The organism is Microcoleus sp. FACHB-831 (assembly GCF_014695585.1).
Classification (GTDB): Bacteria; Cyanobacteriota; Cyanobacteriia; order Cyanobacteriales; family FACHB-T130; genus FACHB-831.
This window is the reverse complement of record NZ_JACJON010000083.1, coordinates 46,212-71,634: the sequence shown is the minus strand read 5'-3', so window position 1 is coordinate 71,634 and position 25,423 is coordinate 46,212. Positions and strand designations below refer to the sequence as shown.

Sequence of the window (25,423 nt, the reverse complement as noted above, 5' to 3'; positions counted from 1 at the left end):
GTTCAGATAGTCTTGCAATGTATCAGATGTCAAAATCACTGGGGAGAGGAGATGACGCAGCGCATAAAGGGTAGCTGCTGTACCCGCTAAGGTAGACAACAAAGCAATGACCAAGACTCGCGCTGCCATTTCCCAGGAATAGGAGTTTGAAATGACAAAACTGAACACTAAGGCCAGAAGAGGTACGTGGGTGCCTAAAAAGGCCACCAACATAATTTTGGCGGTGTAACTTTTCTTGAACCATCCCAAATGAGATAGGAACGAGTAAAGAGAAAGTTTATGTTTGAGCTGCATTGATTATCACTTTAGGTTGAAGATTGATAAGTTAGTTACTAGATATTTTGACAAATGAGCGCCTTGAATGAGCTATAGAGGGAATTAATTCTTATTAAAATAAATTCAATTTATGTTTCCCAAGATAGCTGTCCGCGTAACATAAATGGCGATACAGTTCGATAGCTATACCTCTACCATACAGTTTTAAAATTCAAAGCGATCATCGTAGAATTACTGATTTATGTATAAATAAATTTTTTATCTATTAGTAATTTAATAAAATAAAGGGGATCGCTAGATTTTAATTAAGGCGGTCTAATGATCTTAGGCTGTGGCCGCAAAAAAGCTGGTGTTGGGATTAACCAATAGCGACTAGCTCAAAATCAGGCGATCGCCCTTTTAACTTACGGTTGTTTTGGTGTCAACCTGCTTGTTGGGCTTTTATTGCAGATATGGGACTACTGCAACCAAGGGTGGTATATAAGTTAGAGTAATGAGCGATCGCTTGACAATTTTAGATGGCGGTTAGGAAGCTAGCGATCGCATTACTGTATACGTGTAGCCAAAACAAAATTATGCGATCGCGCTTTTAATTCCCATCTGCGATCCTCGAAAATTATAGATTACAGTTGGGAAGCTGGCAAGCGTGCAGGTTGACGCCGAGCGATCGCAAGTGTAACGGGAATACCCATCCTGATTTAGGAGTAACGCTACGATGACACAGAATCCCGATCGGCCCAAAGAATTTGATGCTGTGCTTGGTGGTCAAGCGCCCGAGCCAGACGGAAATGCTGCCGTTTTGGGAGGACTAGAAGGTGTTAAAAGGCGGCTGGCGAGTGCATCAGTTGAGCAATTCTTTGCTCAACTAAAAGAAGCAATCGAGTATGGCGCTCCAGGTTTAGATTTAGTAATTCAAGCTTTGAAAGATGAAGCAAAGCAGGTACGATGGGCAGCATATTCTCTACTGTGCGAAAGGTCGGGACAGACTCCACAAACTCTAGCCGTTGATGGTTACGAGCAATTTTTAGGATTATTATTGCGTCTCGCCCCAGTCGCAGATACTTATATCAGCTCCTACGCCAGCGATCGAAACTACGGTGACGATAGGGCAAAATTGTCAACCGGAGCCTGGACAATTAGTGGGCAAACTAACTTAATAAGAGGTCTTCTTAAATTTGATATTCCTTCTGTACCCAAGGAGTATAAATTGCTATCTGCAAGATTGTTTCTTTTTGCAGAGACTACCATTCCTATGTATGGACAGGGAATATACAATTCGGAACGACTAGGACATTCTCAATTAAGTGGCTCTAATGAGTGGTTGTTATCACCAATTCTGTCTTTGTGGAGTCAAGACAATGTAACCTGGGCAACACAACCTAGAACTGCTCTCGACAACGAAATCCTTGTACCTGCAAGCCGCTCTCCCGATCAGAACTACGAGGACATTGATATTACATTTTTAGTGCAGAGTTGCCTTGATACAGGAGTTAATTATGGATTTATGATGAAACTAAAAACCGAGGCTCCCTATCGAGAGGTGACTTTTCACTCGGGTAAAGCTGAAAATATAGCCTTGCGACCAAGATTGGATCTTTACTATGCATGACCAAATCGTCATGCCACCAGAACTGGATGATCGACTTTACGCGCCGCGTAGGTGAGTGCTGCCTTTAGATCCTCCATTTCAAGATCGGGCATTTCCTCCAAGATTTCTTCGGCACTTAAACCAGCCGCAAACAAGTCCAGCACATCTGATACCCGAATTCTCATACCCCGAATGCAGGGACGACCTCCACACTGCTTCGGATTAACTGTAATTCTCTCAAGCAAATTTGGCATCCGATTTCACTCCGAAATGAATACTTATCTCAGTGTGGCTCGCGTTTGCCTAAGTTGCAAATTCAAAAAATCTGAAGATGCGATCGCTCATTTCTACCCTTGCTACTAAATTAAGTATTCATTTTATCTGCGATAGTTCTTGAGCCTTTGTCAAAAGCAATCCTGCTCTTAAAGGCAAAAATTTATCGTAATCCTCCGTGAGCATTTCAGTAGGACAGAAATGCGTTGCTAGGATTTTTTCCACGATTTGATTGTCTTTAGGCATTAGCAATTTATATTTACTAGGCGGTTGATCCTTGATTTTGTTGTTGTCAGTTCTCGACAGTATCGAGAAATTTGCTAGACAATTGATTTGTTCATCTTTGTATTTGTTGCTTAAGCTCTTTAGGTAAGCTTTGGGGAAAATATGATGGAACTCCTTACGATTACCTTGAGACAGAACCTTCTCTAAGGATATATTTGTCCCCTGAATAAAATTTAGAGGTTTGTTCTGTGCCAGAAGAAGTATGAAAGTTTTAGTTGCAACTGAAGACATCCGAAAATCATTTTTTAAAAAGTAGTCAGTGTCTAAAGACACATCAAAATCACCCAATTTATGGAGAGCACCCTTCTTCAGTTTTTGCACTTCACTTAGATCCGCATCAGTACTTTTAGCACCTCCACGAGCATACCTCTGAGAGAAACACGAACGCCAAAACCACCTTTTAATAATCTCGTATTGGTCTTGAGGTACAGGATGAGGCTGCTTTTGTGGGGAAGCAAAAAAGGATGTGAGAACAGGCAAAATGTTCTCCATAGGTAAAAGCTTTAGGGAGAAGACATTTAGATCTGTTTTTAAGAAATCTATAGCTCTAAATATTCCTGTGCTGATATCAGGAAATTTTTGCCGCACTGAACTATCAGAAAGTTGTATAAAATCTTCAGGATCGGCACAATTCATTACTACCGCAGAACAGCATTTTAGAAGTAAATCTGAGCCTACTTCTCTAAACCCAAATGGTTCTAACTCCTCAGAAATTTCTTTAAATTTTTCTTGCAAATCAAAATCATCGCTCCAGTTCCAGACAGATAATAGCTGGAATGTGTCCAAATCTACACCTTGCCGATTGATTCTTTCAAAAACAGTTGCAACATATTTTCGCTCTTCACTTTCAAATCGCTCAATAGGAATTGTAGCTTTTGTGAACCGATCAACTAAATCATCTATCTTCCCTGCTAAATCTTCATTCAAATTCCTGGTAATTTGTCTGTATTTGGGAGAATTAAAAACATATTGCAAGGGAAAATATTTACTTTCATCATAACTTTTACCATCTTTTAAATAGCAAAATGGTACAGATTCTTTGCTATTAAGTTCAAAAAATAGATTTGTCCAATTAGTTTCTTCATTTTCTTCAGCCGTGATAGAAGTTTGAAATATGCCGAAAATAGAGGTTATCCTTTGTTGACCATCAAGAACATAGTCAATCGGATAGTCAGGGTCATTTGCCTGAAGCTTATAAGGGCCAAGATTCCTCTCAGTTCTTAAGCGATTTTTTGTTCTCCAAAGTAACACAGAACCGAAGGGAAAGCCTTTGTATATACTGTCTATAAAATTAGATACTCGTTCCGGTTCCCAAACAAAACCTCTTTGGAAAGAGGGTATTCTGATTCTACCTCGTTCTAAATCATTAATTAAATCTTTGAGAAAAATGTAAGTATCAGCCATAGTAGTTATGGTTTAGTTTGAGCAACAGTTTTCTTGTATATTACAGCATATATTCCGGCGAAAAGCAGTATTTCACACTGAATACATCACCATAACATCTTGCCGAGCATTTAGGACAGAAGACATCGCGATCGCGCTGTCAGCCTTCTATATCTTCCCGCAACCAGATGAGGTAGCCGTTGAAGATATGCTAATTGACATAAGCGATCGCTCTCCCGCTATTAGGCGTAAACTACAACCGGAACTCGCTTAAACGCAGGTATCCCAGACTGTTTATCTATCCGCGCTTTAAAGATGACATTGACTTCGGGATAAAACATCATTGCTGCTCCTTGACGCACAGCACCAAAGATAATTTCAACATTCTCTAACTTGCCTGCATCGCCTTGTACCGTCACTCGTTGATGCTCTTGCCATCCTGCTTGTTTTGCATCCACAGGATTCATTAAAATGCAGTTGCGGTGCGGCATTCCCCGATATTTGTCGCCTGGTTTGTAAACTACCGTGTTGTGTTGCGAGTAGCTGCGTCCCGTCATCAATGCTAATACAATGCTAGGGGTAGATTCAGGCACTCCAAACTCTTTTGCTTCTGGTAAATGCAATTTGGGTAATGGCGTCACAAACATATTGGCTTTGCCGGACGGTGTAGCAAATGTAGGTTCATTGAAAATGCGTCCGGCGATGGTGAATTCTTCCTTCGTTTCATCAATTATCGCCATCTGCTCAAAACCAGGAATCGTTTTGGCAATCAGTTGGCGGACATATTTGGTGTCTTGCAGTTTGCGCCAATCAACCGGAGCGCTGCCAAGAATCCGATGGGCTAATTGCGTGAGGAATTCAACCTCCGGAATCAAGTCCGCATCCTTGAGATGAGTTTTTCCAACATCATTCAGCCGTACAAAGTTGTTGCCCGATTCCGTAGTAGTTTGGTGCGGATTTTCAAAGCGATTAAATACGGGAATGATGATAGTATTTTTCTGGGCTAAACCGTGAAAGTGTCCTAAATTCGGTTTAGTGGCGAGATAAATGATGGTTTCAATATTGCCTAAAGCTCGTTTTGCTTGATTTAAATCCGGGTTGGCTGCATACAGATTTCCACCCAGGCAAATCAACGTATCTACATTGCCCGCATCAGCCGCATCAATTAAGTCACGGGCGCGATATCCAGGGTTGCGGTTGAGCGATCGCCCCAGCAATTTCTCTAGCGCTTCTTGAATCTCTTTTTTGAGTTGGACTGTTACTCCCATTGAGCCAAAACCCTGGACGTTGGAGTGTCCCCGGATCGGCATAGTACCGCCGCCTTCTTTGCCCGCATTCCCCGTCAGCAGAGCCGTGTTAGCGATCGCATAAATGTTATCCACGCCGTTTTCCTGCTGCGTTGCACCCATCGCCCAGGCGAATACTACACCCTTAGAAGCAGCGATTATTTCAGCAGCGACTTCGATCTCCTCTTGGGAAACACCGCAGGTTTGCGCGATCGCTTCCCAAGAAATAGAGCCAGCATAATCGACAACCGCTTCCCAACCCTCAGCATGGGCGCAAAGATAATCTGTTTGAATTAAGTTGCGTTCAATTAGCGCTTTTTGGATGCCGATAAATAGCGCCACATCGCTACCAGGAATCGGTTGCAGATAAAGTGAGGAAATCTCCGATCCGGTAAATAGCGACTTGAGGGGAAATGCTGGGGATGCAAATTTGACCAACCCCACTTCAATAACTGGATTAACGACAATAATTTTGCCACCGCGATCGCGCAACTCAATCAATTCGTTCATCAAGCGCGGATGGTTAGCAGGCGCATTCGACCCGATCAGCACCACGCAGTCTGCCTTTTTCAGGCTATCCAGACTCACCATTGAGGTGCCAGAGCCAAACATCTGCTTCAGTCCCACAGTCGAGGGGACGTGGCACAAATCCGAGCAATCTGCCAAATGATTCGACCCTAGCGATCGCATCATCAGTTGCAGCAGATAAGCCGCTTCATTTGACGATCTCCCAGAACTATAAGAGGCGACTCGTTCCGGCGACTTGCGAAAACCAGCTTCGCTAATCTCGTAAATCTCATCCCAGGAAATCCGCTCGTAATGAGATTTCCCCTCGCGCAGAATGACGGGAAAACTGAGACGACCGAGGCGATCCGCTTCTAAAGAAGTCAACTGCTGGAGTTCGGCGATACTGTGGCGCTCAAAAAAATGCGTCGATACGGCTGGTTGCAACTCGGCGGAAATTGCCTCTACGCTTTTCGCGCAGCGTTGCATCGTTTCCCCCAACTCGTTTGCGAAGCCGCCTTTTTGCCCCCCCGTTCCCCAAGCACAGGACAAACATGCACTTTTATGCAACAACGTTTGCCACAGTTTTGGCCCTTCGGGTGATAGGGTATGCTCTGCCCAATATTGCACGACGGGCAAACCGCCACCCATTTCTGGAGTATTGCTGGTTGCGTCTTCTGGTTTAATATCTGCGTCCATACAGCTTCCTCTTGAATGCAGCGCCACTCATCCGTCAGCCTGGAATGCGTTCTATCGCTCTGAATTTATCTTGAGCAAAATACTATCTAGAGGGACTTGAAATCAGGTTAACTCATCTAAACTTTTCTCGCACGATTGTATAGATATGCGATCGCTGAGGGCTTTTTTACGAGAAAACTAGCTTCTCAAACATCCTCTAACTATTTCAATCGTAGCTCTGGGATTCTCAGCCCTTAAGCAGATTTTCAGGTGCCTTCCCCTAGCCTGCAACCGGTCTGTGAAATAATGGGGACACAACTGTTCCTAAAATTTTTATGACCACTTCTCACAGCCAGGGCTATCTCGTCACGATCATCTGCGAATCCGTATTGCAAGATCGCCTAGTTAAGCTGCTCAGCACAATGGGTGCTTCTGGCTACACCATTATTCCCGCCAAGGGCGCTGGTAGTCACGGTAAACGCATGGGAGATATCGCTGGATATAATACCAACATTGAAGTCAAAACCATTGTGACATCAGAGATATCAAATCAATTGCTAGAAGAACTGAAGGAGTTTTCAAGCAATCATGCATTGATTGCCTTTCGTCAAAAGGTAGAAGGTTTGTTTGATTAAGTAGTTGAATCTAAACCCTGACTGGGGCGATAGATTTCAATTTGTCGAGTTCTAGGAGCGACTAACCAGCGTAGGCGATCGCATAATACTCAACACGTTATTCTTAAACTAGCGTTGTCTGCTGAATATTCAACATTGCGATCGCTCATTTCTGATTCCGTCTCACTGGTATCTAACTGGTTTGTGCGTCCTTACTGCTAGGTCAAAAATTTAACAAAATCAAGAATCTCATGCAATTTGGGTTGATGCAGATGATGTAACTTCCTAACAACACTGCTGTCAATTAATAATTACATAGCATACTGTGAATGGTTTAATCAGACTTTTCCTATCCTATAAAATTGATAAGCAAGCAAAACTGTTCTAAAAGCCAAACCTATACCAGTTTCTTTCCTAAAAAAATCATAAAATACATCCATAGAATAGCATATTTTCCCACTTTTTTAGAATTTCTTCTTACCCATATTTTATGATTAATTTTGTGTGGCGGTTTTTATTTTTTCAAGCTTTTCAATTACTTCAGTTAAATAAGGTCCAATCAGGAATTTTGAGCAATATCCACTAACTTTTCCTTTTTTGCGGTTAGATTCTTCTAGCAATAGCCCCTCAACAGATTTAAGCCATTCCAACTCTTCAATCAATTTTTTATTAATATGATCGGATTTATAGCGATCTGATAGCGCCCAAAAAATCCGTCTTTGGTCTTCAAACTTCATAAGTAAAAGTTTTTCTATAAAGGCACCTGGCTCTATATGTTTAAGTATAGGGACTTCATAGTAGCCCTGATCAGACACATCACCATGGCAAACGCTTAGGCGAATTAGGCTGAAAAATTTCTGTAAATCGCCCTGCATAGTAATAAGTAACTCTTGAGCAGCGCTGGGCATATTCTCCGCTATTACTAAGCCTCGAATTTTATCCATGTAGGAACAAAATTCTTTGAATTCTGTAAGTTCCCTCCCTTGAACATCAAGCCCATCATAGCCGCTCAATAAATCTTGAACCTTTGAAGGAGGTAGTCTACGAAATTTATCGTTATCTTTTAAATGGTCAAGATAAAGTTTTGAATCATTTAAAATGTCTTCTTTGCTTTTACAATATAGTCCAACATCAGCAAACATTAATAAAAGTCCAGTGACGTGCTTAATTACTCCAAGCTCAGAAAAATCTCTATTAGAGTATTCCAATTCAACCTTTTTGAGTAAGTATTCAAACTCATCATCGGAAAGATCAGGAAAACGCCACAGCCTAACCCAATCAGGTGTATTTTTATCCGGAAAATATTTGCTATTTGATATTGATTTTTCTAGCTCATGTTCATCTAAGCTACCTTTATCAAAAAATATTTGCCACCATATTGTACTTGGGAATGGATCGTCGAGATTAAGTATCGTATATCTGCCAAGTATTTTCTGAAGCGAAGTTTGCTCTTCAGTATTGTTATTCATGCCAGAAGGATGTGCTTGATTTAACCTACCCTGCTTAACAAAGGCAGACGCATATTCCTTTTGTAATTTGCTAATATCCTTTGGAAGCATTGTTCCACGTTTGATTTCAATAGAAAAAGCCATAAGTGGTTTCAATATGTCTTGAAGAAGCTCAGGCTTATTTTGTGCCTTCTGTGGTAATACCTTAAAAATTCTTTCATAGTCTAAAACAATCTGTCCTAAAATTCTTAAATTTTCATATTCTGCTTGTTTGTATAATTCTTGCATTAATTCAGTTTGGTCGCCCAAAAAATCTTTAACGCTTTGATCGCTCAAGTTACTAATAAAACTGCTTAATGCACCCTGAAAATCAGGTGATACTTCTAAGGTCTTCCCAATAAGTTTTTCCTTTATAAGGTGATAATTATTACTTGGATCGTTATTGGATCGCTTAAGTAACTCGTCTTCATTTGCTAGGATAACCACCTTCAGGTCTTGATGTTCCACGAAATAGTTTATATATCCTAATATATTACCTATATCTATTTTGCAACGCTCTAAATCATCAAATATTAAAATTCTCTCATCTGCATTTTTAAGATACTCAGGAAGGTTAATATCTGGAATTTGACTACTCAATGTTCCGTCATCTTTACTGTCGCCATCAACATCAATTTTTAGCGTAGTTTTTAGAAGTCCTTTGAAAATTTTTCCTGCTATTGCCATTCCCTTTGACGATAGAACAGGGTGTAGTTGCTGAAAAAATGCGTTTTCTATATCAGAAAATGTAGTCATCCCGTTAAGGCTGACATACAAGAATTTATGATTAGTTCCTTTATGCTTTGGCTTTTCAAGATACTTGTTAATAAACCAAGTCTTTCCAGCTCCCCATTGACCTTTAAGTAAAACAGCAAATCTAGGCGCATGAGATAGCCCACAGTAATAATCCAAGTAATTTTCTATATGGTTATTTATAGATTTGTTACTTTGAGCCATATTTTTTATCTCACTTTGTTTTCTATTATAAGCTTTTAGAATCCATTCATAATGACGCTGGAAGCCGTATACATTTGCCTATTATTTAATGAAGCATCCGTCAATGATATGCTGATACGCATAGGCGGGCGCACCATCCAAAGCAGCATCAAAAAATGTTTTCCAGAAACGAACAATTCTGGCGATCGCGCCTTTAACGGTTGCTCAAAGCCATTGTCAATTGCAGACTAGATTTTGCGCTATGTCTGCGCTCAAGTGACAGTAAACCTTCTTTAAGACGGACTCCACCTCTAAAACCTGTAAGTGTACCGTTGCTGCCGATAACACGGTGACAAGGCACAATAATACACAGTGGATTTTTCCCGTTGGCGGCTCCGACAGCACGCGCTGCTGTTGGCAATCCTATTTTTCTAGCGAGTTCTCCATAAGATATCGTTTGACCGTAAGGTATCGCTTGGAGTGCTGTCCAAACCTGCTGTTGAAATACCGTACCTTTGGGGGCAAGTGGTAGCGTGAATTGGTACAATTCGCCATTGAAATATGCCCGAATTTGCTCAACGGCGTCACCGTCTAGCTTCTTTTGGAAATGCCAAGCAGCTTCAGGAGACTTTGCAGCTAGACCTTCTTGAAAGTCTATTGCTACTAGCCCAACTGAGTTTTGCGCGATTAAGATACGTCCCAGAGGGCTATCCATGTATGTATAGAAAATCGAATCAGAAACCATATAACTTCCTTTTTGATTAATTTTACAGTAAGCGATCGCATACTATCTTGACAAACTCTCGTAGGTGAGCTGCTCGTTTGCCCAATTAGTTTCCTCAAGAAATTCACTGAATGTTGTCAAAAGTCCAGGAAATTCCTCTTCTCTCAATTGCTTCACATTGGCTTGATAACCCTTAGTGCGATACCACTGAATCAGACCATAAAGCTCACTTCGGAGGAGGAGTAAGAAGATCCAGGCGGGCGCCTCTTTATAGACAACAGGAATTCCCTGCGCTTTAGAGAATGCATCCGCTAACTGCTTTGGAGTTAGCACATCGCCAGCAAGCTCAATCTCTTGACCAATGTACTTTGAGGGATTTTTCATAACATAGGCAGCAATGCGACCCATGTCCTTATTGGCAATTAGATGTAGCGGCTTGTCAGGCTGAATGGAGAATCGGAAGACGCCCTTGAGGATGGACGGTCGCGTGTACTTTTTCCACAACTCCTCCATGAACAAGCAGGCGCGGAGCATTGTTGTTGGTAAGCCAGCCTGTTTTAGAATCTGCTCTACTTTGTACTTCTGCTCAATGTGGCTGATTCCAGAGTTCCTGTCTGCGCTACCTGCGGAGTTATATACAAAGTGCTTGATGTCTGCTTTCTTGGCAACTTGTGCAACTCGCTTTGCTCTCTCGACCTCTAGGGGGTCAGGTTTCGCTGAGTCTTTAGAGGTGGCGTGACAGTAAACAGCGGAGATTCCTGCAAAGGCTGCTTCGAGCGAGTTCTCATCGTCTAAGTTAGCCTCAACCAGCTCAATTCCTGCATTGAGCATCTTGGAGAGGGAAGGACGATTGGGGTCAATTTTCCTAGTTATGGCACGCAGGTTGGTAACTCCCTGTTCAAGAAATCCCGCGATCGCATTTCCGCCAGTTCCTCCAGTCACGCCGATCAGCAGAACTTTACCGATTTTTGGCTCTGTGCGTTCGGGATAATCTGAGACGTTCGCTTCCATTTTTATATTCCTTACTTTCGATATAGTTCAAAATTATTGATTTTTTAGATGATATTCTACTCTTCTTTAAAAAAGCAGAGCATATGCACGAGGAGATATTTATTGGCTAATTTACCTATTAAAGATTTATCTGATGGTAAGGCAAATTTTACGATATCCAATAGCGATCGCCACAGCCATATTGCAGCTAAATTCATTTGAGGCGTTTTGAAGATAAACTATAATCTGCAAATTTACCAAGAAGCAGGTAATTATGGCTCGCAAACGGTTGATTATCGAGATGGGGATGGGAATAGATCAGCACGGACAGGAACCGACTGTAGCCGCAGCAAGGGCTGTAAGGAATGCGATCGCGCACAATGCTTTGCCGGGAGTCTGGGAAGTTGCAGGTTTAAGCGACCCGGATCAAATGATAGTAGAAGTACAGGTGGCAGTGCCTTACCCGGAGCAAGTGCGGGAAGCGGAGGTTTTGGCTGTGCTGCCTTTTGGTCGCAAAACCCTAACTGTCGAGGACGGCGGGATGGTTGTACAGGGGAGAGCGATCGCCTCTTTGAACGATAAGAATGACGAAATGCTTATCGCTGTTGCTGCTGTTACAGTTTTCGTTGAAACAGAATAGAGGATGCTATGCCCGTTCCTGAACTGCACCGTTTGTTTTTACAGCAAATTGTTGACAAGTTGAAACAGGATAGCCGCTTATTAGGGATAGCTATCGGTGGCTCTTATTTAAGTGGCGAAATGGATGAGTATTCCGATATCGATCTGGTACTTGTCATAGATGATATTTACTACGAGCAAGTGCTTAAGGAACGAGAGGAAATTGCTCGTAGTCTTGGTTCGCTGCTAGCAGCTTTTACTGGGGAACACGTAGGCGAACCTCGATTGCTAGTCTGTCTTTATGATAATCCTTTAATACACGTCGATTTGAAGTTTGTGCTGTTGCAAGATTTCAAGACCGATCGCGTAGAAAATCACGTTGTTTTGTGCGAGCAAGAAAATTTGCTCGCACAAGCTGTTTTAGAGAATCCACGAGATTATCCACCCGTTGATTTACAGTGGATAGAAGACCGATTCTGGGTGTGGATACACTACTGTGCAACCAAATTAGGAAGAGGCGAATTTTTTGAGGTCATTGATGCTCTTTCTTATATGCGTGGAATAGTCCTTGCACCATTAGCAAAGGTACAGGCTGGGCTAAAACCTCGCGGCGTGCGTAATTTAGAGAAGGAACTTCCGCATTTGGTTACTGATTTTTGTCAGACTATTCCTGCCAAACACGATGGCTATGAGATTGCCCAAGCGCTGCAACACTCAATTGATTTGTATCGTCAGCTTCGAGATGCGATAAAAACGCCTGAATTAATTGTGCGATCGCCAGCAGAAATTGCCTCGACGAAGTATCTGCAAACAGTGATAGACAGACTCAAACCAATCTAAAAATTATGCCTAAGAGCGATCGCATCCCCCCAGTTACTAAACAATAAACTTTAAGGCCCGTTAAAAAGTTCAAAACTTGCAGGGAACTGGTGACAAAGCCGCACGTCCTGAAAAGCGCGGGTTCTCTCCCGCCTACCCTCTTGCACAGGAAACCGACAATGAAGACCCTGCTACTTGCCAGTGCGTTAACGTCCATCATAGGCAGCAACTTGGTTGGCGTGCGCCCGACCGACGCGGCGACCGAAGCAGTCTCGGTGCGTTTCACAGTCAAGGCAAATTCCTACGGGCCAGCGCTAGAAACTCCTAAAATAACTTTGAAAACTGGTACGCGCAGCATCACCATCAGCACGCAACTGTCCGCACCAAGTCCCTGTCAGCAGTTGCGCGGTACGGCGGAACGCAAGGGCAAAGACGTGACCGTGCGCGTAACCATCAGTAGCAAACCGGGAGGTGTATGCATAGCCACAATCGGCAACTTTTTCTATGAGGCTAACCTCGACAACCTCACTCCTGGAAAGTACCGCGTTCGAGTGATACACGACTACCCCAACACTGGCTGGCGGAGTGGAACGGTACTGCAACGCCAAGTTAACGTGCGTTCTTAGTAGTGCTGTTTTAAATTATCGCCACATTTGCTAAATGCTCGCGTAAAGTTTGGCTATATTTTGTACGTGCTTCGAGTTATAAATATCCTATTGTTGGGTAATTTGGTTGCGTCCTAATTATGAAGTAATAACATTTTTAGCCAAGCTTTTTATTGCCACTAACCGAGAGATTTTCTAATAGAAAAGCCTGTTATGTAATCCTAGTAATTTACATTTAAATACAAGAAAATCGATACTAGCAGCGATTAGTTGCAACAATCAGCTGATAGCTTGCTGTATGAGCGATCGCAGGACATAGCGCGATCGCATATAACAGTCGAACCCAAATCTTAAGTAACAATATAAGGGAAATTCTAGAAGAGAAGCTTCGATGAAACTTCCTGATGGCCCGCAAACTCCCCGCGTGCTGCGGTTGATCCAGTGGATTACTCGCCCCACAGAATTGTTAGACACTTCTCAAAAGCGTTATGGTGACTGCTTTACAGTTTGGGGGAGCAACAAAGTCCCCATGGTGTACCTCGGCCACCCAGAAGCCATTCAGAAGGTGTTTACCACCCCTCCCAACTATTTAGAAGATAATGGTGGGGGCAGAGTTATGCAAGTTTTGCTGGGCGATAACTCAGTGATTTTACTCGAAGGCGATCGCCACCAGCGCCAACGCCAGTTATTAACTCCTCCATTTCATGGGGAACGCTTGCGTGGTTATGGCAAAGTCATTTGTGAAATCACCGAGGAAGTGATGAAACAGTGGAAGATTGGCGAACCGTTATTAGTTCGCCAGTCCATGCAAGAGATTTCATTGCAAGTAATCCTCCGCTTGGTTTTTGGTTTGGAAGAGGGACAGCGTTTTGAACAACTAAAACAAGTTTTAGCGTCCCTTCTGGATGGTTTTAACTCCCCGTTCACTTCCAGTATGCTATTTTTTGGATCTCTCCAAAAAGATTTAGGCGCTTGGAGTCCTTGGGGGCGATTTATCAGGCTTAAGCAGCAAATTGATGAACTTATTTATGATGAAATTCGGCAACGTCGGAAACAATTCGATCCCTCTCGGACTGATATCTTTACTCTATTGATGGCTGCGAGGGATGAAGCGGGTGAACCGATGACAGATGTCGAGTTGCGCGATGAGTTAATTACACTGTTGATGGCTGGACACGAAACTACTGCTTCGGCGCTGTCGTGGGCTTTATACTGGATTGACCATCACCCGGAGGTTCGCGAAAAGCTGCTGAACGAACTTGATACTACAGATCCAACTGCAATCGCCCGACTTCCCTATCTTAATGCCGTTTGTCAAGAAACTCTACGCATTTATCCGATTGCGATAGTGGCATTTCCGCGAATTTTGCGAAAGCCATTGCAGGTAATGGATTATGAATTTGAGCCGGGTGCGGTGCTGTTTCCTTGTATTTATATGGCGCACCAGCGGGAAGAGGTATACCCAGAACCGAAACGTTTTAAGCCTGAACGTTTTTTAGAACGGCAATATTCACCTTATGAATATTTACCCTTTGGTGGTGGAAATCGTCGCTGTATTGGGATGGCTTTTGCACAATATGAAATGAAATTGGCACTGGCTACAATTATCTCCAAGTATCGACTTACTAAGAGCGATCGCCGTCCAGTTAAGCCTGTACGTCGCGGTCTTACTATATCACCTCCTGCAAATATGCAGATGGTTCCCACGATGGAGCATCACAACATTCCAGCTAAGCTCTAAATTAAGATAAAACTTGCGATCGCCTTAGCTAGATAGCGGGCGATCGCGTTATTACTCAGGAATCTTTTACTATGCAACAACCAGGTATATCCACAAAACAGCTAATAATAATTATTAGCTTAGAAATACTCCTCGCTTTGCCCTTTGGTTTACCGTTATCACTATTTGGCATAGGCGGCGTCGCTTGGATATTTGGTGGTATTGCCTCTGCTGCATTGGTATTTACCGCTTATCGCATTCTCTATAAATCTTCCCTCGTCCCTAACAAGAATGCTAGAAAAATAGGACAAGCTCTTGTAGGTCTTGCCATAGGCTTTCGCATAGCGCATGGAAATTTAGCTGGTCTTACTTCTCAATTACCTATTTTTGTATTCCTTACAGCATTCCTACTGCTAACTGGTATCTCAATCGGCTATATTTACTCGCTAATTAGCCAAAATAACCTGCTAAATGCAATGCTTGCTACCGTCCCCGGCGGCGTAGGAATTATGTCAAGTATTGCCGCAGATTATGGTAAAGATGTATCCCTCGTTGCTTTAGTACAAATAATTCGCGTCACCACCGTTGTCCTGGTAATTCCTATATTAGCTAGGATATCGGCTGGCAATTTTACTAGCGCGAGCATCGGTTTTCCTAAAAATTTGTTTAATATCGATTTACAAGATTTACCGTTACTGTTTTTAGCCGGACTTGTAACCTTATTAGTAGTTCGCGTAGCTGGTACTTTGAAGATACCAGCAGCGCCTTTCTTTGGTGCATTAATAGTCGGTACTACTTTTAATTATTTGCTAAGTTTGTTTTCTTTTACACCCGCTTTAGATTTAACACCACCTACTATAATTAACTTAATTGGTCAAGCTTTGTTAGGGATTAGTATAGGCGAATATTGGGGAAGCAACCCGAATCTTGATAAGAAAACAATATTATATGCTTTAATCCCTGTAGGGATGACTATTGCAGCGGGATTTGTAGCGGCAGAAATTGCTATGCTGTTAACAGATTGGGATTGGCTTACCTGTCTGCTACTTACAGCACCCGGCGGTTCGGCAGAAATGATATTAGTTTCCTTAGCATTAGATCATAATGTTGAAATTGTAACGGCGGGTCATCTAGTACGACTAATAGCTATTCATGCATCCCTTCCATTATGGCTGTTGTTGTTTCGCTATCTCGACGGTCTCGTCCCAACTTCAGTTAATGATTAGGAAATTATGTTTTGAAAGTAAAATTTAGGAGTTAGGAATTGATAAGAATTTAACTCTTAACTCCTAACTAACTGGATATTAGTTATTCTGGGTTTCTCGATGCAGGTTGTTTCTCCTCATCTGCTGGTCTAGTGTACCACCAAGCCCAGATAATAAGAACCGCCTGAAAAGGAAGTCTCATCGCCTGAAACCAGGGCGTATTTGGGATATTTGGAAGTTCAATGTGATTAACAGCCATGTTGATATTGGCTGGATAAACAGCAATGAAAAGAGCAAGCAATCCCCAAGCAGCCGCACGACTTACCGGGGGAATTAATAACCCAATTCCGCCCAATATTTCAAAGAAGCCGCTGATATAAACCAACGACACAGGGTAGGGAAGTTGCGCCGGGATAAGCTTAATGTATGGGTTGGGAATGATAAAGTGCGTCGCGCCGACAAAGATTATGGCGATGGCGAGGATGACGCGCAAAATTTCCTTGTATTTGTTCATGTTTTTCTAATCCTCTAACTACAAATGAGGGTAAAGTGGTAACACTTGCGCGAACATCCGCCAATTATATTCTGAGCTTAGGATAAATTCTCAATTTTTTCGTGTTCGGCGCCAGAGTAAGGCTTTCCTGTAGTTACCGCCTTCACCAAACCAATTGCATGAGTTACGAAGCTAGATGGCGAATCCCAATACTCAGCGGTTTGTACGTTTACCTTGAGTAAGGCGATATCTGGTTCGTCTAGTTCTTTAGGAAACCAAGCTTTAAGTTGTGGCTTCCATAGTTCAGAAAGCTTCTGGCGATCGCGCACCAGTTGCGCTGTACCCGACATCGAAATGTAACGCATATTATGCGGATCTGCAAAGCTGACGTTAACTTGATTGTGGCTTTCTATTTCCGATACTTTGTGCGAACTTGCATAAGTAAAGAACCACAAATCGCCATCAAATTCAACTTCGCCATTTGTTGACATTGGACGACTGTGTAGCGTCCCTTCTTCTGAAATAGTAGTCAGCATGGCGTAATCGATGTCTTTAATCATCTTACGCAGCTTGTCAATGTGTTCTTGGCGTTCTGTAGTTGTTGGGTCCATTCTTGATTAATCCTGTATTTGAAAGAAAAGCGCGATCGCTTCCGCACTTCTTCAACTTAGGCTACCAACCAGACTCCTAATTTAAACGCCTCCTTTAGATAGAAAAAGCGATATAGCAATTTTATTTGATTTATGAGATACAAGCAGTTCAGATCCCGAAATTCTTAGAGAATTCCGGGATCTCGCCTTCACTCATAAAAACATAACCCCAGTCCTATGATGAATGGGGTTATCATGTTCCCCTCCCCTGGCGGGGGAAAGGTTTATAAGGAGCGATCGCGCTAATTAAAAATTACTCCGAAGTACCCTTTCACCCCTTGAATAAATCTCTCTCGCATAGTCAGTCCAAGCACCTTGTCCCCAATAACGAAAACAGCTTGTTTGAAGCAAAAGATTGTTCATTAATGCTTCGCGGTAGCGGCATTCTTTAGTAAATTTTCCTCCCGACTCTTGCAGTAATGGCTCGACTTTTTCATGGAATAAAGCACTAAGTTCATTCATCGGCGTCAAGACATTTTCATATCCCTTCACCCAACTCAAGTTATTAGTCCAAGAAGCTCCATCCATATGAAAATTATGGTTATTCTGCTTCAACTCATTAATGGCATTTGCTACAGCTTCCGGCGTACAATTTTCTGCTGGTACTCGCTGCCAAATTTGGTGCTGATTAACTGCTTGGCACGTTGGATAATCATCTGGAGTACAACCCGCAGCTTCAATTAATTCCAGATATTCTGTACCGTTAACTCCCACAACGTTTTGATTTTTCATTTCATACCAAGCCTTTTTAAAGGCGCTGGGAAATTCATTCATCATCACGCCGCCATTTTCACCGTCGCCAATTTGCGAGACTATTGGCGGTATCGAGACTTTCCCTACCTGCTGTCGAGATAATGTTTTAGCTTCGTAGTAAGGCTGCATCTGAGCCACCAATTTGGTATCGGAACCTTGGGTTTTAATCAGTGCAGTGATACTAATTGTTTCGCCTTTGGAATTCCGCGCAACAAGACGGTGAGGCAGATGCTTGTATTGCAGCGATTGACCATCTAAAGTTTCAACAGAATGCTCTTGAACCAACAGCCAGCGATATCCGCACTCTTTTAGTGCTTTAACAAATTCAAAAAGAGTATCGGGGTTATTTGGAAGGTGCATTTCTGGGGGAGAAAATCCCTTTACACGCGCCAATGCATCCCATCCAAATACAGCAGCAAAATAATGTTGCCAAGCTTGAATGTGCAGTTTAATATCGGGAATTGGAGTTGAGGGTACAACAGCATGACTCCACATCGTACCAAGCCATTCTACATAAGGCTGGTAAGTGGGGTCGCAAGTGATGCGCTTCAGATTATCTAAGACATCTCCACGTCCCATTTGTCGCAGTCCCCAGAGGAGATTTCCGGAGTAATCTAGCATGACGCGAGGATTGCAACCATCAGCAACAAGTTCAGGAATAAAGTCGCCCATTCGACTATAACAATAGGCAAATGGCCCTGCATTATGGTTGTCTCCCTCTTGGAGATGTTCAAACATGTGTTGCAGGTTGCTGATGAATTCGCCATTCCAGCCAGCGGGGATAGTAGGCTGGTGCATGTGGAGCGCGATCGCAAACGTCGCTGTTATTTCCTCTAACTTAATATTCGTGGTAGGTAAAAATACAGGTTTATCCTGTTTTACTACAGACATCACCTCTTCTTCCCAACCCGAAATATTGGGCAATCCTTCAATAAGTTCAGACAACTGAGGTAGCGTTGCTTTTGGGGATGAAGTAAGCATTTATGGTTCTCTCAAATTTGGTGAAACTGAGTTTTTGTAAAACTGGGTTTAGCCGTTATTAACTTCACATTACCTTAAAAATACAATTTACCAAATATATAAATTTGTAGTCTCGTACTGCCGGACTATAGATTCTATAACGAACTGACAGCAGGCTTTAACATCTGGATGATGTTTTTACTAGCATCAATTTCTACTAATCCACCGACAGGAAGAGTAAATTTATCTTTGATATGTCCAATCGATGAACCATACCAAGCGGGAATGCCTAAAGGTTGGATGCGATCGCTCAATACTTGAGCTAAAGTTAGGGAATCTTCCTTGCCTTTCGGATCGCAATCGGTACATTGTCCAAAAATAAATCCAGCTATTCGATCTAAAATTCCAGCTAGTTTTAACTGAGTCAGCAGCCTATCTACTCGGTAAACTTCTTCGCCAATTTCTTCGACAAATAAAATAGTTCGTTCCCAATTTGGAAGATAATTTGAACCTACCATAGCCGCCAAGACGGATAAATTTCCACCCAACAATATTCCCCTAGCTTTTCCAGGCGCGATCGCTTCCACGCGGGATTTATTTTGGTTCAAATTCTCGCCAGTATATATGGGATTTTGTAAAGTCGCTGCTTCCCCATTAAACAGAATGCGCTTAACATAATCTACAGTAAACTGATTCCATGTAGATGTGGCAACTGGCCCGTGAAAAGTTATAATCCCACTCTTAGCATAAATTGCTAAAAGCAGAGAAGTAATATCGCTGTATCCCATCAAAATTTTGGGATGTTGTCTGATAAGCGAGTAATTTATTAAAGGTAAAATTCGATTGCAACCCCAACCGCCACGCACGGCAATTATCGCTTGCACCGAGGAATCAGCAAACATGGCGTTTACATCAGCAGCGCGATCGCTATCTTTTCCCGCTAGATAACCGTAACGGTCGAGAATATGCGCTCCTAATTTAACTTTTAAACCCAAATTTGCTAGAGTTTGCTTAACTTCTTCTATGTCTTTCGCATCAATAGGACTGGCGGGGTTAATTAATCCTACCGTATCCCCTATTTTTAAGCGGGGTGGCTGCAATATGGTCTGGGGAGATGAGTTAGCGATCGCAACGTGCGGAAACTGGGTAGCGATCGCTGAAATTGCAAAAGTTTTGAGAAATTGGCGACGAGTTCGGCTCATGCAACGCTAACAGTTTCTAACAGCGTTCTGAGGATAAAATAAACTGAGGTTGCACCTGGGTCTTGATGACCAGCACTGCGATCGCCTAGATAGCTAGCTCTCCCTTTCTTAGCAACTATAGGAATGGTGTTTTTCATTCCTTCCTCAGCAGCAGCGACGGCTTTTTGTAATGCTTCTACTGTTGTTAAATTAGCGGCGATCGCTTGTTTAAAAGCTTCTGTTGCTGGCGCTAGCGAATCCAGCATAGTCTTATCGCCCAAATTTGCTTTACCACGTTGCACGACGCCATCCACAAACGCTTCAAAAAGCAGCACCATATCCTCATCAATGAGTTCCGATTTGTTAGCTACTGCTGTACTACCCCGCAGGAACATAGTCCCATAAAGCGGCCCGCTAGCACCCCCGACGCTGGAAATTAAAGTCATGCTAACAGTTTTAAAAATGCTGCCTATATCCTTATCTGCGACAGTGGCTAACTGACTTACCACCTTTTGAAAACCGCGATTCATATTAATACCGTGATCCGCATCTCCAATTGCGGAGTCCAGTTCGGTAAGATAATCTTTATTTTTCTCTATAACGGTTGCCACTGATTGCAACCATTGCAATATTTGTTCTTTAGTAACCATTTTTCAATCCTAACCACTAGACCAATTTAAAATTTAAAATCGATTAGATTCCCCAACGCAAAGCAGGTGTTTTAACTGGTGCATCCCAAAGTTTAATCATTTCATCATCTAGATTGAGCAGAGTTATCGAACAACCTTGCATATCTAGAGAAGTTATATAAGAACCGATTAAGTTGCGAACAATTACGATCCCGTTTTTCTCACAAATTTCTGCTAATTTGCGATAAACAATATACAGTTCAGAAAGGGGAGTACCGCCCATACCGTTAACAAAAGCGAGGACGCGAGTCTCGCGATCGCCACTCTGCAACGGCGGGTTAGTAATTTCCACTTCTACCCATTCTCCCTTATCTGCATCCCACTCCCGAAGCGTGCGAGTGTAGGCCTCATCTTCAATAATTGAAATAGCCAACATTTCGGTAATTTCATCGGCTGATTTAAGCGACATTCGTTGCCGTCCCGGTTCTCCATGAATGCCGATACCAACTTCAATTTCATCCTCACCCAAATCAAAAGTAGGGCTACCTTTTGCGGGTAAGGTGCAGGAAGTCAGCGCCATTCCCATGCTGCGCCCGTTAATATTAACTCTGCGGCAAAGTTCGGCAACTTGCTGCAAATTATAACCTTGTTGGGCAGCAGCACCGCAAATTTTTTCAGCTAGTACCGTAGTACCGACACCCCGCCGTCCTTGAGTATAAAGGCTGTCTTTAACAGCCACATCATCATCAATCAAAATATTAGCTACCTTGATGTTCTCTGAGTTAGCTAATTCAGCAGCCATCTCGAAGTTCATCACATCGCCGCTATAATTTTTGACGATATTGAGGACACCAGCGCCACCGTTAACAATTCTGGCTGCTTCTAACATTTGATCTGGCGTGGGAGAGGTGAAAACTTCACCAGGACAAGCTGCATCAAGCATTCCGTAACCAACAAAACCGCCGTGCATTGGTTCGTGTCCGCTACCGCCACCGGAGATGATAGCAACCTTATTTTGTACGGGCGCATCTATACGATAGATTACATTGGGATCGAATTGAACTTTGATAAGGTCGGGATGCGCTACTGCCATTCCTTCCAAACTTTCTTTTATTACGTCGTTGGGGTTATTGATTAGTTTTTTCATGGTTTAGTTGATGGCAGTTACAAAATTTTCTATTCCCATCGATAAAAATTCAATAATATCTTTTACATATTCCATCGTTTCTTCTAGTTCATGGATAACGATGTATTCGTAAGGATTGGAACTTAAGCTATTATGATATCCACAAGTGAGGTTAATAGCATTCTTACATTTGCCGTTTAATTTTATAGCGAAAACATCTGTGCCGCCTCCAATTACCTCTTCTCTAGGCTTACCTTTTATCTTAGCTAACTCAATTAAAGATTTAGCTAAATTTTGGTCGCAAAGGTTAAGTTGACTAATTTTAGTAACAATTTGGTGATTTTGTTGATTGCCTCGATCTATTTGAATCAGTAAGTCAAAATTTATTAATTCTGGGAATGCCACCTCTTTGGCTGAAATTAATCCAATTTCTTCATCTGTAGTTAAAAGGATACCAATGGGCAACTCAGTTTTAAGAGCTAACCATAATAATACAGCTACGCCTGCCCTATCATCTCCTCCAACTTGAGCTAAACACTCTTTATCTTGAACTACCAATACTAATTCATTGAAATGCATTAAATCTTTAATTACAGGCTCAACTTTATATTCGGGAGCAGTTTCATTTGGAAGCCACCCTTGAAACTTATCATGATCTCGGCAAACATCGGTATGGCTAACAAGGCAGACTTTTGGATTGCCTCGAATAGCTAAAAGATTATGAATATTTAAATACTCTCCGCCTCTTGGAGAAATATAGCTATCTTCTTGAATAGAGAAATCACGTTCTATAAGAACTTGTTTAATATAGGAACGCAGATCTGGTTCGCTTAATTGACAGCAGGTAACAATCAGGTCGGCGAATTCAATATTCATAAATGCAGTTTTTTCTCGATATAGTTGCTTTTAGTGTACTGCTTATTTTGGCACTTTTTTATTCTCAATCTTGGCTACTCAGTGTTGTATGTTCAAATTTAGAAATGCGCGATCGCTCCACACAATCTGTCAGTATGGCCCCAAAAAACGCTCACCGTTAAAGTGAATCATGTGAGTGGGAGACTCCGCAACCCAAACTTCTGTCTCCCAAGAAATTTCGTTCACGTACTTCACCATGTCCTTGCGACTGAGAAAAGCAGTAACAAAGACTAAGCCAGCTGTTGAATCATTGAATAGTGCCTGGAGTTCATTGCGGCGTTTTGCATTTACTGGGCCATGACTTGTTACAGCCTCAATTAACACAAGCCAATTCTTCTGTACATGGTAAACCACAACATCGGGCATCTTCCCGTGAGCATCGACCTTGACACCTAATGCTAATAGCAACTCCCTATCAAAGTAAGCCCATTTATTCGCTGCGTCACCTATATATATCAGCTTCCCGCCTGGAGTAAATCGAGAGCAGAACTCGTTGATAATCTGCTCGATGAGTATATTCTGGCCTCCCGGTGACAATGATATTGTTATCCCTAAAGCCACCGCCACAGGAATCAATTCCATCTGCCGTTCCAGTGCATACCTACTTTTTAGCGTTTCTACAGATGTCAGGTATATTCTCAGCTTCTCAGTCCATTCATTAGTCTCGTAGGCACGAATTAACTGCAACGTATTGTCCTCAATTTGATAAACAGTTTTCGGACTGTTTGGCGGTCTTGAGGGCTTATCAGGGTTGGCGATAAGAATACCAGCCTCTACGAACTGATGAACAGTTTGGCGACGTATAGTTTCGCGAGTATTGGGTTTGTATTGCTTCGAGTAGTTTTGAGCAATAAACTCCATTATGGGAGTTATTCCTATTAAAGGATTGCTTGCATCAGACCAGGCAGTATTCGGCTTTAGATTTAGCAGAGCCAGCAAGGTGAGGGCAGATCTTTCGTTGTGCTGTGCAGGCGGCAGGCCAATATCTCTAAGCACAGCCTTTGCTTCCTCAATTTTCCTATTAACCTGCTTTTCGAGAGAATTAGTGTTATCAGGCATATAAAGCAAATCCTCTTTTACGAATTGCAGAGATAGCTGTATGGGTTGACTAAGTGTGCGGAGTTTTTCTAATGGTACTCCCTTGCTATTTTCTAAACAATCTTTGATAGAACAAGCTAAAGCTTTCGCCAATATAGGAGGCACTGCATTGCCAATCTGTTTGTACTGACTTTCTTCGGCTCCCTGGAATTCAAACCAATCAGGAAAACTTTGTAAGCGAGCGCCTTCCCGAACTGTTAGCCTTCTCCTGCGTCCATCAGGCAAACGTATACGCAGCATATCCCCCGTGGGAGCGCTGAGGTTGCGACAAGTTACTGTCCTAGAAGGAGCGTCAAGGTGCAAATCTCTGGGCCTGATACATTTAGATGCTATCTCATATTTTTTTACATATTCATCCATGCTGGGAGTGAGAAATTTTGAGTCAGTCGGTGCAATAAAGGCTAATTCTCCCAGAGCTTCACCCACCGTGTAAGGCGAACTGATGCCTATCTTGTTTGGCCATTTCCAACCGCCTTGATGTGCTACACAAAAAAGACGTTCCCTTCGCTGAGGAACACCATACTCGGCAGCGTTGAGGATTTCCCATTCAACGATATAACCTAGATCTTTAAGAGCGATCGCTATTTCTTCAAAGTAAGTTTTGTTGCGGAAAAGCATCCCACGCACATTTTCAAATAACGCAATTTGTGGGCGATAGCGCTCGATAGCGTCAAGAAATATTGGAAAACCATCGCGACTATCTTTTAGTCCTAGTTGGTGTCCACCAACACTAAAAGGTTGGCATGGAGGGCCTGCAATTATCACTGCTGCCCCTTCTACTAAATCTGGGTTGCGTGTCAGAGTAAACTGATGGCATAAGCCCTGCAAATTGTGTTGATAAGTTTTGCACGCATCTGATAACATTTCATAACCGATTGTTCTAAAGCCAGCTGCTTCAAAACCCAGAGCCAGCCCTCCACATCCAGCAAAGAGATCAATTACTAAAGGTTCTGTGTTCTCTATTTTGGGGAGTCGAAGCTCTTGCTCTAAGAAATTAATGTAAAATGATTTGTCTTTAAAGATAGCTGTCTTCATCTTCGTCCAGACTTTGTGCGCTCCTGACTACAGTTTATACCCCAGCTAGGTGTTGGAAGACGGGATAGATGGCGTCTTTACAAGATTGTGCTGAATATAACTGTAAAATGCTAGATGCGATCGCACTCATAAAATTACCGGAACTTTAGCGGGGGTTAAAGCCCTTTATCACTGGTTACAAATATCTTGTAAAAACATTTTCGCCTGGCGATCGCACTATCCATTCATTTTTTATAGCATCTCGAAGAACTATTCCGCGCACATAACAAAGAACGTCAATCGCATCAAACGAGACCGCAATGTCTTCCGCCCTCAGCGTAGGCGCTTCCACCTGGTAATTGTCCAACATTTTGCATAACTTTCGGATTTTTATCCTATACTTATAGGCACATTCAAGCGGTTTAACAAGACTCCGACCCACTTTCTAACAAAAAAAAAATTGATCTTACTTTTGTCTTACAACTGCAAAAAGCACTTAGTATAAAAGGCTATTGACGTTTTTATATTTTATTGCTTCAATCGAATAGAAGCCAATACAATTTTATTTCTTATTTATCTATAAATTCTGACGAAAAATATCTATTTGCGTGAA

The 25,423-nt window shown here is 42.3% G+C and carries 24 protein-coding genes; 7 read left to right on the top strand and 17 right to left on the bottom strand.

The genetic code is table 11. The features are described 5' to 3' along the window. On the bottom strand, positions 1–294 hold a 294-nt coding region (locus tag H6F77_RS26705), incomplete at its 3' end, for a hypothetical protein (protein WP_514131606.1). 697 nt (positions 295–991) lie between these two features. Between H6F77_RS26705 and H6F77_RS26700 the strand changes: the two genes are divergently transcribed. Beyond that, complete coding sequence (locus tag H6F77_RS26700; RefSeq protein WP_190491953.1) at positions 992–1,885, top strand: DNRLRE domain-containing protein; 894 nt, start codon at positions 992–994, stop codon at positions 1,883–1,885. Positions 1,886–1,893: 8 nt separating this feature from the next. Here the strand turns inward: H6F77_RS26700 and H6F77_RS26695 are convergent, their stop codons facing one another. The 3 genes from H6F77_RS26695 to H6F77_RS26685 form a co-directional block, all read right to left on the bottom strand. After that, entirely contained in the window at positions 1,894–2,118 is a 225-nt protein-coding gene (locus tag H6F77_RS26695; RefSeq protein WP_190416124.1) for a DUF433 domain-containing protein, read from the bottom strand. 118 nt (positions 2,119–2,236) lie between these two features. Beyond that, positions 2,237–3,826 carry a GmrSD restriction endonuclease domain-containing protein gene (locus H6F77_RS26690; protein ID WP_190491952.1) on the bottom strand — a complete coding sequence of 530 codons (1,590 nt, stop codon included), beginning with the start codon at positions 3,824–3,826 and terminating at the stop codon, positions 2,237–2,239. A 221-nt stretch (positions 3,827–4,047) separates the two neighbouring features. Next, the gene (locus tag H6F77_RS26685; RefSeq protein WP_190491951.1) at positions 4,048–6,294 is read right to left on the bottom strand and encodes an FdhF/YdeP family oxidoreductase; all 2,247 of its coding nucleotides are present in this window, start codon (positions 6,292–6,294) and stop codon (positions 4,048–4,050) included. Positions 6,295–6,608: 314 nt separating this feature from the next. On the opposite strand from H6F77_RS26685, the gene H6F77_RS26680 reads away from it, so the two are divergent. Further along, complete coding sequence (locus tag H6F77_RS26680) at positions 6,609–6,908, top strand: DUF3240 family protein (RefSeq protein ID WP_190491950.1); 300 nt, start codon at positions 6,609–6,611, stop codon at positions 6,906–6,908. Positions 6,909–7,381: 473 nt separating this feature from the next. Here H6F77_RS26680 and H6F77_RS26675 read toward each other — a convergent pair whose 3' ends face one another. The 4 genes from H6F77_RS26675 to H6F77_RS26660 form a co-directional block, all read right to left on the bottom strand. Next, a complete protein-coding gene (locus H6F77_RS26675) occupies positions 7,382–9,331 on the bottom strand; it encodes a P-loop NTPase fold protein (protein ID WP_190491949.1) in 1,950 nt (649 codons plus the stop codon). Between the two features lie 193 nt (positions 9,332–9,524). Continuing rightward, complete coding sequence (locus H6F77_RS26670; protein WP_199321568.1) at positions 9,525–10,055, bottom strand: methylated-DNA--[protein]-cysteine S-methyltransferase; 531 nt, start codon at positions 10,053–10,055, stop codon at positions 9,525–9,527. A gap of 42 nt (positions 10,056–10,097) precedes the next feature. Then, positions 10,098–11,045: an NmrA/HSCARG family protein gene (locus H6F77_RS26665; RefSeq protein ID WP_190491948.1), complete on the bottom strand. Its 948-nt coding sequence runs from the start codon at positions 11,043–11,045 to the stop codon at positions 10,098–10,100. Between the two features lie 56 nt (positions 11,046–11,101). Next, positions 11,102–11,242 (bottom strand): hypothetical protein, encoded by a 141-nt coding sequence (locus H6F77_RS26660; protein WP_190491947.1) that lies wholly within the window; start codon positions 11,240–11,242, stop codon positions 11,102–11,104. 56 nt (positions 11,243–11,298) lie between these two features. On the opposite strand from H6F77_RS26660, the gene H6F77_RS26655 reads away from it, so the two are divergent. The 5 genes from H6F77_RS26655 to H6F77_RS26635 all read left to right on the top strand — a co-directional run bounded on the left by H6F77_RS26655 (position 11,299) and on the right by H6F77_RS26635 (position 16,012). Further along, a complete protein-coding gene (locus H6F77_RS26655; RefSeq protein WP_190491946.1) occupies positions 11,299–11,664 on the top strand; it encodes a Lin0512 family protein in 366 nt (121 codons plus the stop codon). Positions 11,665–11,672: 8 nt separating this feature from the next. Next, a complete protein-coding gene (locus H6F77_RS26650) occupies positions 11,673–12,482 on the top strand; it encodes a nucleotidyltransferase domain-containing protein (RefSeq protein WP_190491945.1) in 810 nt (269 codons plus the stop codon). A gap of 158 nt (positions 12,483–12,640) precedes the next feature. Beyond that, positions 12,641–13,087 (top strand): hypothetical protein, encoded by a 447-nt coding sequence (locus H6F77_RS26645; protein WP_190491944.1) that lies wholly within the window; start codon positions 12,641–12,643, stop codon positions 13,085–13,087. 370 nt (positions 13,088–13,457) lie between these two features. Continuing rightward, positions 13,458–14,807 (top strand): cytochrome P450, encoded by a 1,350-nt coding sequence (locus tag H6F77_RS26640; RefSeq protein ID WP_190491943.1) that lies wholly within the window; start codon positions 13,458–13,460, stop codon positions 14,805–14,807. Between the two features lie 71 nt (positions 14,808–14,878). After that, the gene (locus H6F77_RS26635) at positions 14,879–16,012 is read left to right on the top strand and encodes an AbrB family protein (RefSeq protein WP_190491942.1); all 1,134 of its coding nucleotides are present in this window, start codon (positions 14,879–14,881) and stop codon (positions 16,010–16,012) included. Positions 16,013–16,094: 82 nt separating this feature from the next. Here H6F77_RS26635 and H6F77_RS26630 read toward each other — a convergent pair whose 3' ends face one another. The 9 genes from H6F77_RS26630 to H6F77_RS26585 form a co-directional block, all read right to left on the bottom strand. Next, entirely contained in the window at positions 16,095–16,505 is a 411-nt protein-coding gene (locus H6F77_RS26630; protein ID WP_190491941.1) for a DoxX family protein, read from the bottom strand. Between the two features lie 77 nt (positions 16,506–16,582). After that, positions 16,583–17,095 carry a pyridoxamine 5'-phosphate oxidase family protein gene (locus H6F77_RS26625; RefSeq protein ID WP_190491940.1) on the bottom strand — a complete coding sequence of 171 codons (513 nt, stop codon included), beginning with the start codon at positions 17,093–17,095 and terminating at the stop codon, positions 16,583–16,585. A 285-nt stretch (positions 17,096–17,380) separates the two neighbouring features. Then, on the bottom strand, positions 17,381–18,868 hold the full coding sequence (locus H6F77_RS26620; protein WP_190491939.1) for a polysaccharide deacetylase family protein: 1,488 nt from the start codon (positions 18,866–18,868) through the stop codon (positions 17,381–17,383). A 134-nt stretch (positions 18,869–19,002) separates the two neighbouring features. Continuing rightward, positions 19,003–20,049 carry a S66 peptidase family protein gene (locus H6F77_RS26615; RefSeq protein WP_190491938.1) on the bottom strand — a complete coding sequence of 349 codons (1,047 nt, stop codon included), beginning with the start codon at positions 20,047–20,049 and terminating at the stop codon, positions 19,003–19,005. Beyond that, a complete protein-coding gene (dhaL, locus tag H6F77_RS26610) occupies positions 20,046–20,678 on the bottom strand; it encodes a dihydroxyacetone kinase subunit DhaL (RefSeq protein ID WP_190491937.1) in 633 nt (210 codons plus the stop codon). Before dhaL ends, H6F77_RS26615 begins: the two co-directional genes overlap by 4 nt. Before the next feature lie 43 nt (positions 20,679–20,721). After that, positions 20,722–21,804, bottom strand: coding sequence for a dihydroxyacetone kinase subunit DhaK (gene dhaK / locus H6F77_RS26605; RefSeq protein WP_190491936.1), 1,083 nt, complete (start codon positions 21,802–21,804; stop codon positions 20,722–20,724). Between the two features lie 3 nt (positions 21,805–21,807). Continuing rightward, positions 21,808–22,659: a zinc-binding metallopeptidase family protein gene (locus H6F77_RS26600; protein WP_190491935.1), complete on the bottom strand. Its 852-nt coding sequence runs from the start codon at positions 22,657–22,659 to the stop codon at positions 21,808–21,810. A 129-nt stretch (positions 22,660–22,788) separates the two neighbouring features. After that, a complete protein-coding gene (locus tag H6F77_RS28150; RefSeq protein ID WP_242022644.1) occupies positions 22,789–24,831 on the bottom strand; it encodes a BsuBI/PstI family type II restriction endonuclease in 2,043 nt (680 codons plus the stop codon). Between the two features lie 175 nt (positions 24,832–25,006). Next, positions 25,007–25,180 (bottom strand): hypothetical protein, encoded by a 174-nt coding sequence (locus H6F77_RS26585; RefSeq protein ID WP_190491934.1) that lies wholly within the window; start codon positions 25,178–25,180, stop codon positions 25,007–25,009. Positions 25,181–25,423: the final 243 nt, after the last annotated feature.

Excerpts from the sequence above, each read along its gene's own strand:
- dhaK (WP_190491936.1), bottom strand. The coding sequence starts at position 21,804 with ATGAAAAAACTAATCAATAACCCCAACGACGTAATAAAAGAAAGTTTG.
- H6F77_RS26660 (WP_190491947.1), bottom strand. The coding sequence starts at position 11,242 with ATGAATTTAGCTGCAATATGGCTGTGGCGATCGCTATTGGATATCGTA.
- H6F77_RS26635 (WP_190491942.1), top strand. The coding sequence starts at position 14,879 with ATGCAACAACCAGGTATATCCACAAAACAGCTAATAATAATTATTAGC.
- H6F77_RS26585 (WP_190491934.1), bottom strand. The coding sequence starts at position 25,180 with ATGTTGGACAATTACCAGGTGGAAGCGCCTACGCTGAGGGCGGAAGAC.
- H6F77_RS26685 (WP_190491951.1), bottom strand. The coding sequence starts at position 6,294 with ATGGACGCAGATATTAAACCAGAAGACGCAACCAGCAATACTCCAGAA.
- H6F77_RS28150 (WP_242022644.1), bottom strand. The coding sequence starts at position 24,831 with ATGAAGACAGCTATCTTTAAAGACAAATCATTTTACATTAATTTCTTA.
- H6F77_RS26615 (WP_190491938.1), bottom strand. The coding sequence starts at position 20,049 with ATGAGCCGAACTCGTCGCCAATTTCTCAAAACTTTTGCAATTTCAGCG.
- H6F77_RS26645 (WP_190491944.1), top strand. The coding sequence starts at position 12,641 with ATGAAGACCCTGCTACTTGCCAGTGCGTTAACGTCCATCATAGGCAGC.
- H6F77_RS26640 (WP_190491943.1), top strand. The coding sequence starts at position 13,458 with ATGAAACTTCCTGATGGCCCGCAAACTCCCCGCGTGCTGCGGTTGATC.
- H6F77_RS26620 (WP_190491939.1), bottom strand. The coding sequence starts at position 18,868 with ATGCTTACTTCATCCCCAAAAGCAACGCTACCTCAGTTGTCTGAACTT.
- H6F77_RS26675 (WP_190491949.1), bottom strand. The coding sequence starts at position 9,331 with ATGGCTCAAAGTAACAAATCTATAAATAACCATATAGAAAATTACTTG.
- H6F77_RS26670 (WP_199321568.1), bottom strand. The coding sequence starts at position 10,055 with ATGGTTTCTGATTCGATTTTCTATACATACATGGATAGCCCTCTGGGA.
- H6F77_RS26690 (WP_190491952.1), bottom strand. The coding sequence starts at position 3,826 with ATGGCTGATACTTACATTTTTCTCAAAGATTTAATTAATGATTTAGAA.
- H6F77_RS26650 (WP_190491945.1), top strand. The coding sequence starts at position 11,673 with ATGCCCGTTCCTGAACTGCACCGTTTGTTTTTACAGCAAATTGTTGAC.
- H6F77_RS26600 (WP_190491935.1), bottom strand. The coding sequence starts at position 22,659 with ATGAATATTGAATTCGCCGACCTGATTGTTACCTGCTGTCAATTAAGC.
- H6F77_RS26680 (WP_190491950.1), top strand. The coding sequence starts at position 6,609 with ATGACCACTTCTCACAGCCAGGGCTATCTCGTCACGATCATCTGCGAA.
- H6F77_RS26695 (WP_190416124.1), bottom strand. The coding sequence starts at position 2,118 with ATGCCAAATTTGCTTGAGAGAATTACAGTTAATCCGAAGCAGTGTGGA.
- H6F77_RS26625 (WP_190491940.1), bottom strand. The coding sequence starts at position 17,095 with ATGGACCCAACAACTACAGAACGCCAAGAACACATTGACAAGCTGCGT.
- H6F77_RS26630 (WP_190491941.1), bottom strand. The coding sequence starts at position 16,505 with ATGAACAAATACAAGGAAATTTTGCGCGTCATCCTCGCCATCGCCATA.
- H6F77_RS26655 (WP_190491946.1), top strand. The coding sequence starts at position 11,299 with ATGGCTCGCAAACGGTTGATTATCGAGATGGGGATGGGAATAGATCAG.
- H6F77_RS26665 (WP_190491948.1), bottom strand. The coding sequence starts at position 11,045 with ATGGAAGCGAACGTCTCAGATTATCCCGAACGCACAGAGCCAAAAATC.
- H6F77_RS26700 (WP_190491953.1), top strand. The coding sequence starts at position 992 with ATGACACAGAATCCCGATCGGCCCAAAGAATTTGATGCTGTGCTTGGT.
- dhaL (WP_190491937.1), bottom strand. The coding sequence starts at position 20,678 with ATGGTTACTAAAGAACAAATATTGCAATGGTTGCAATCAGTGGCAACC.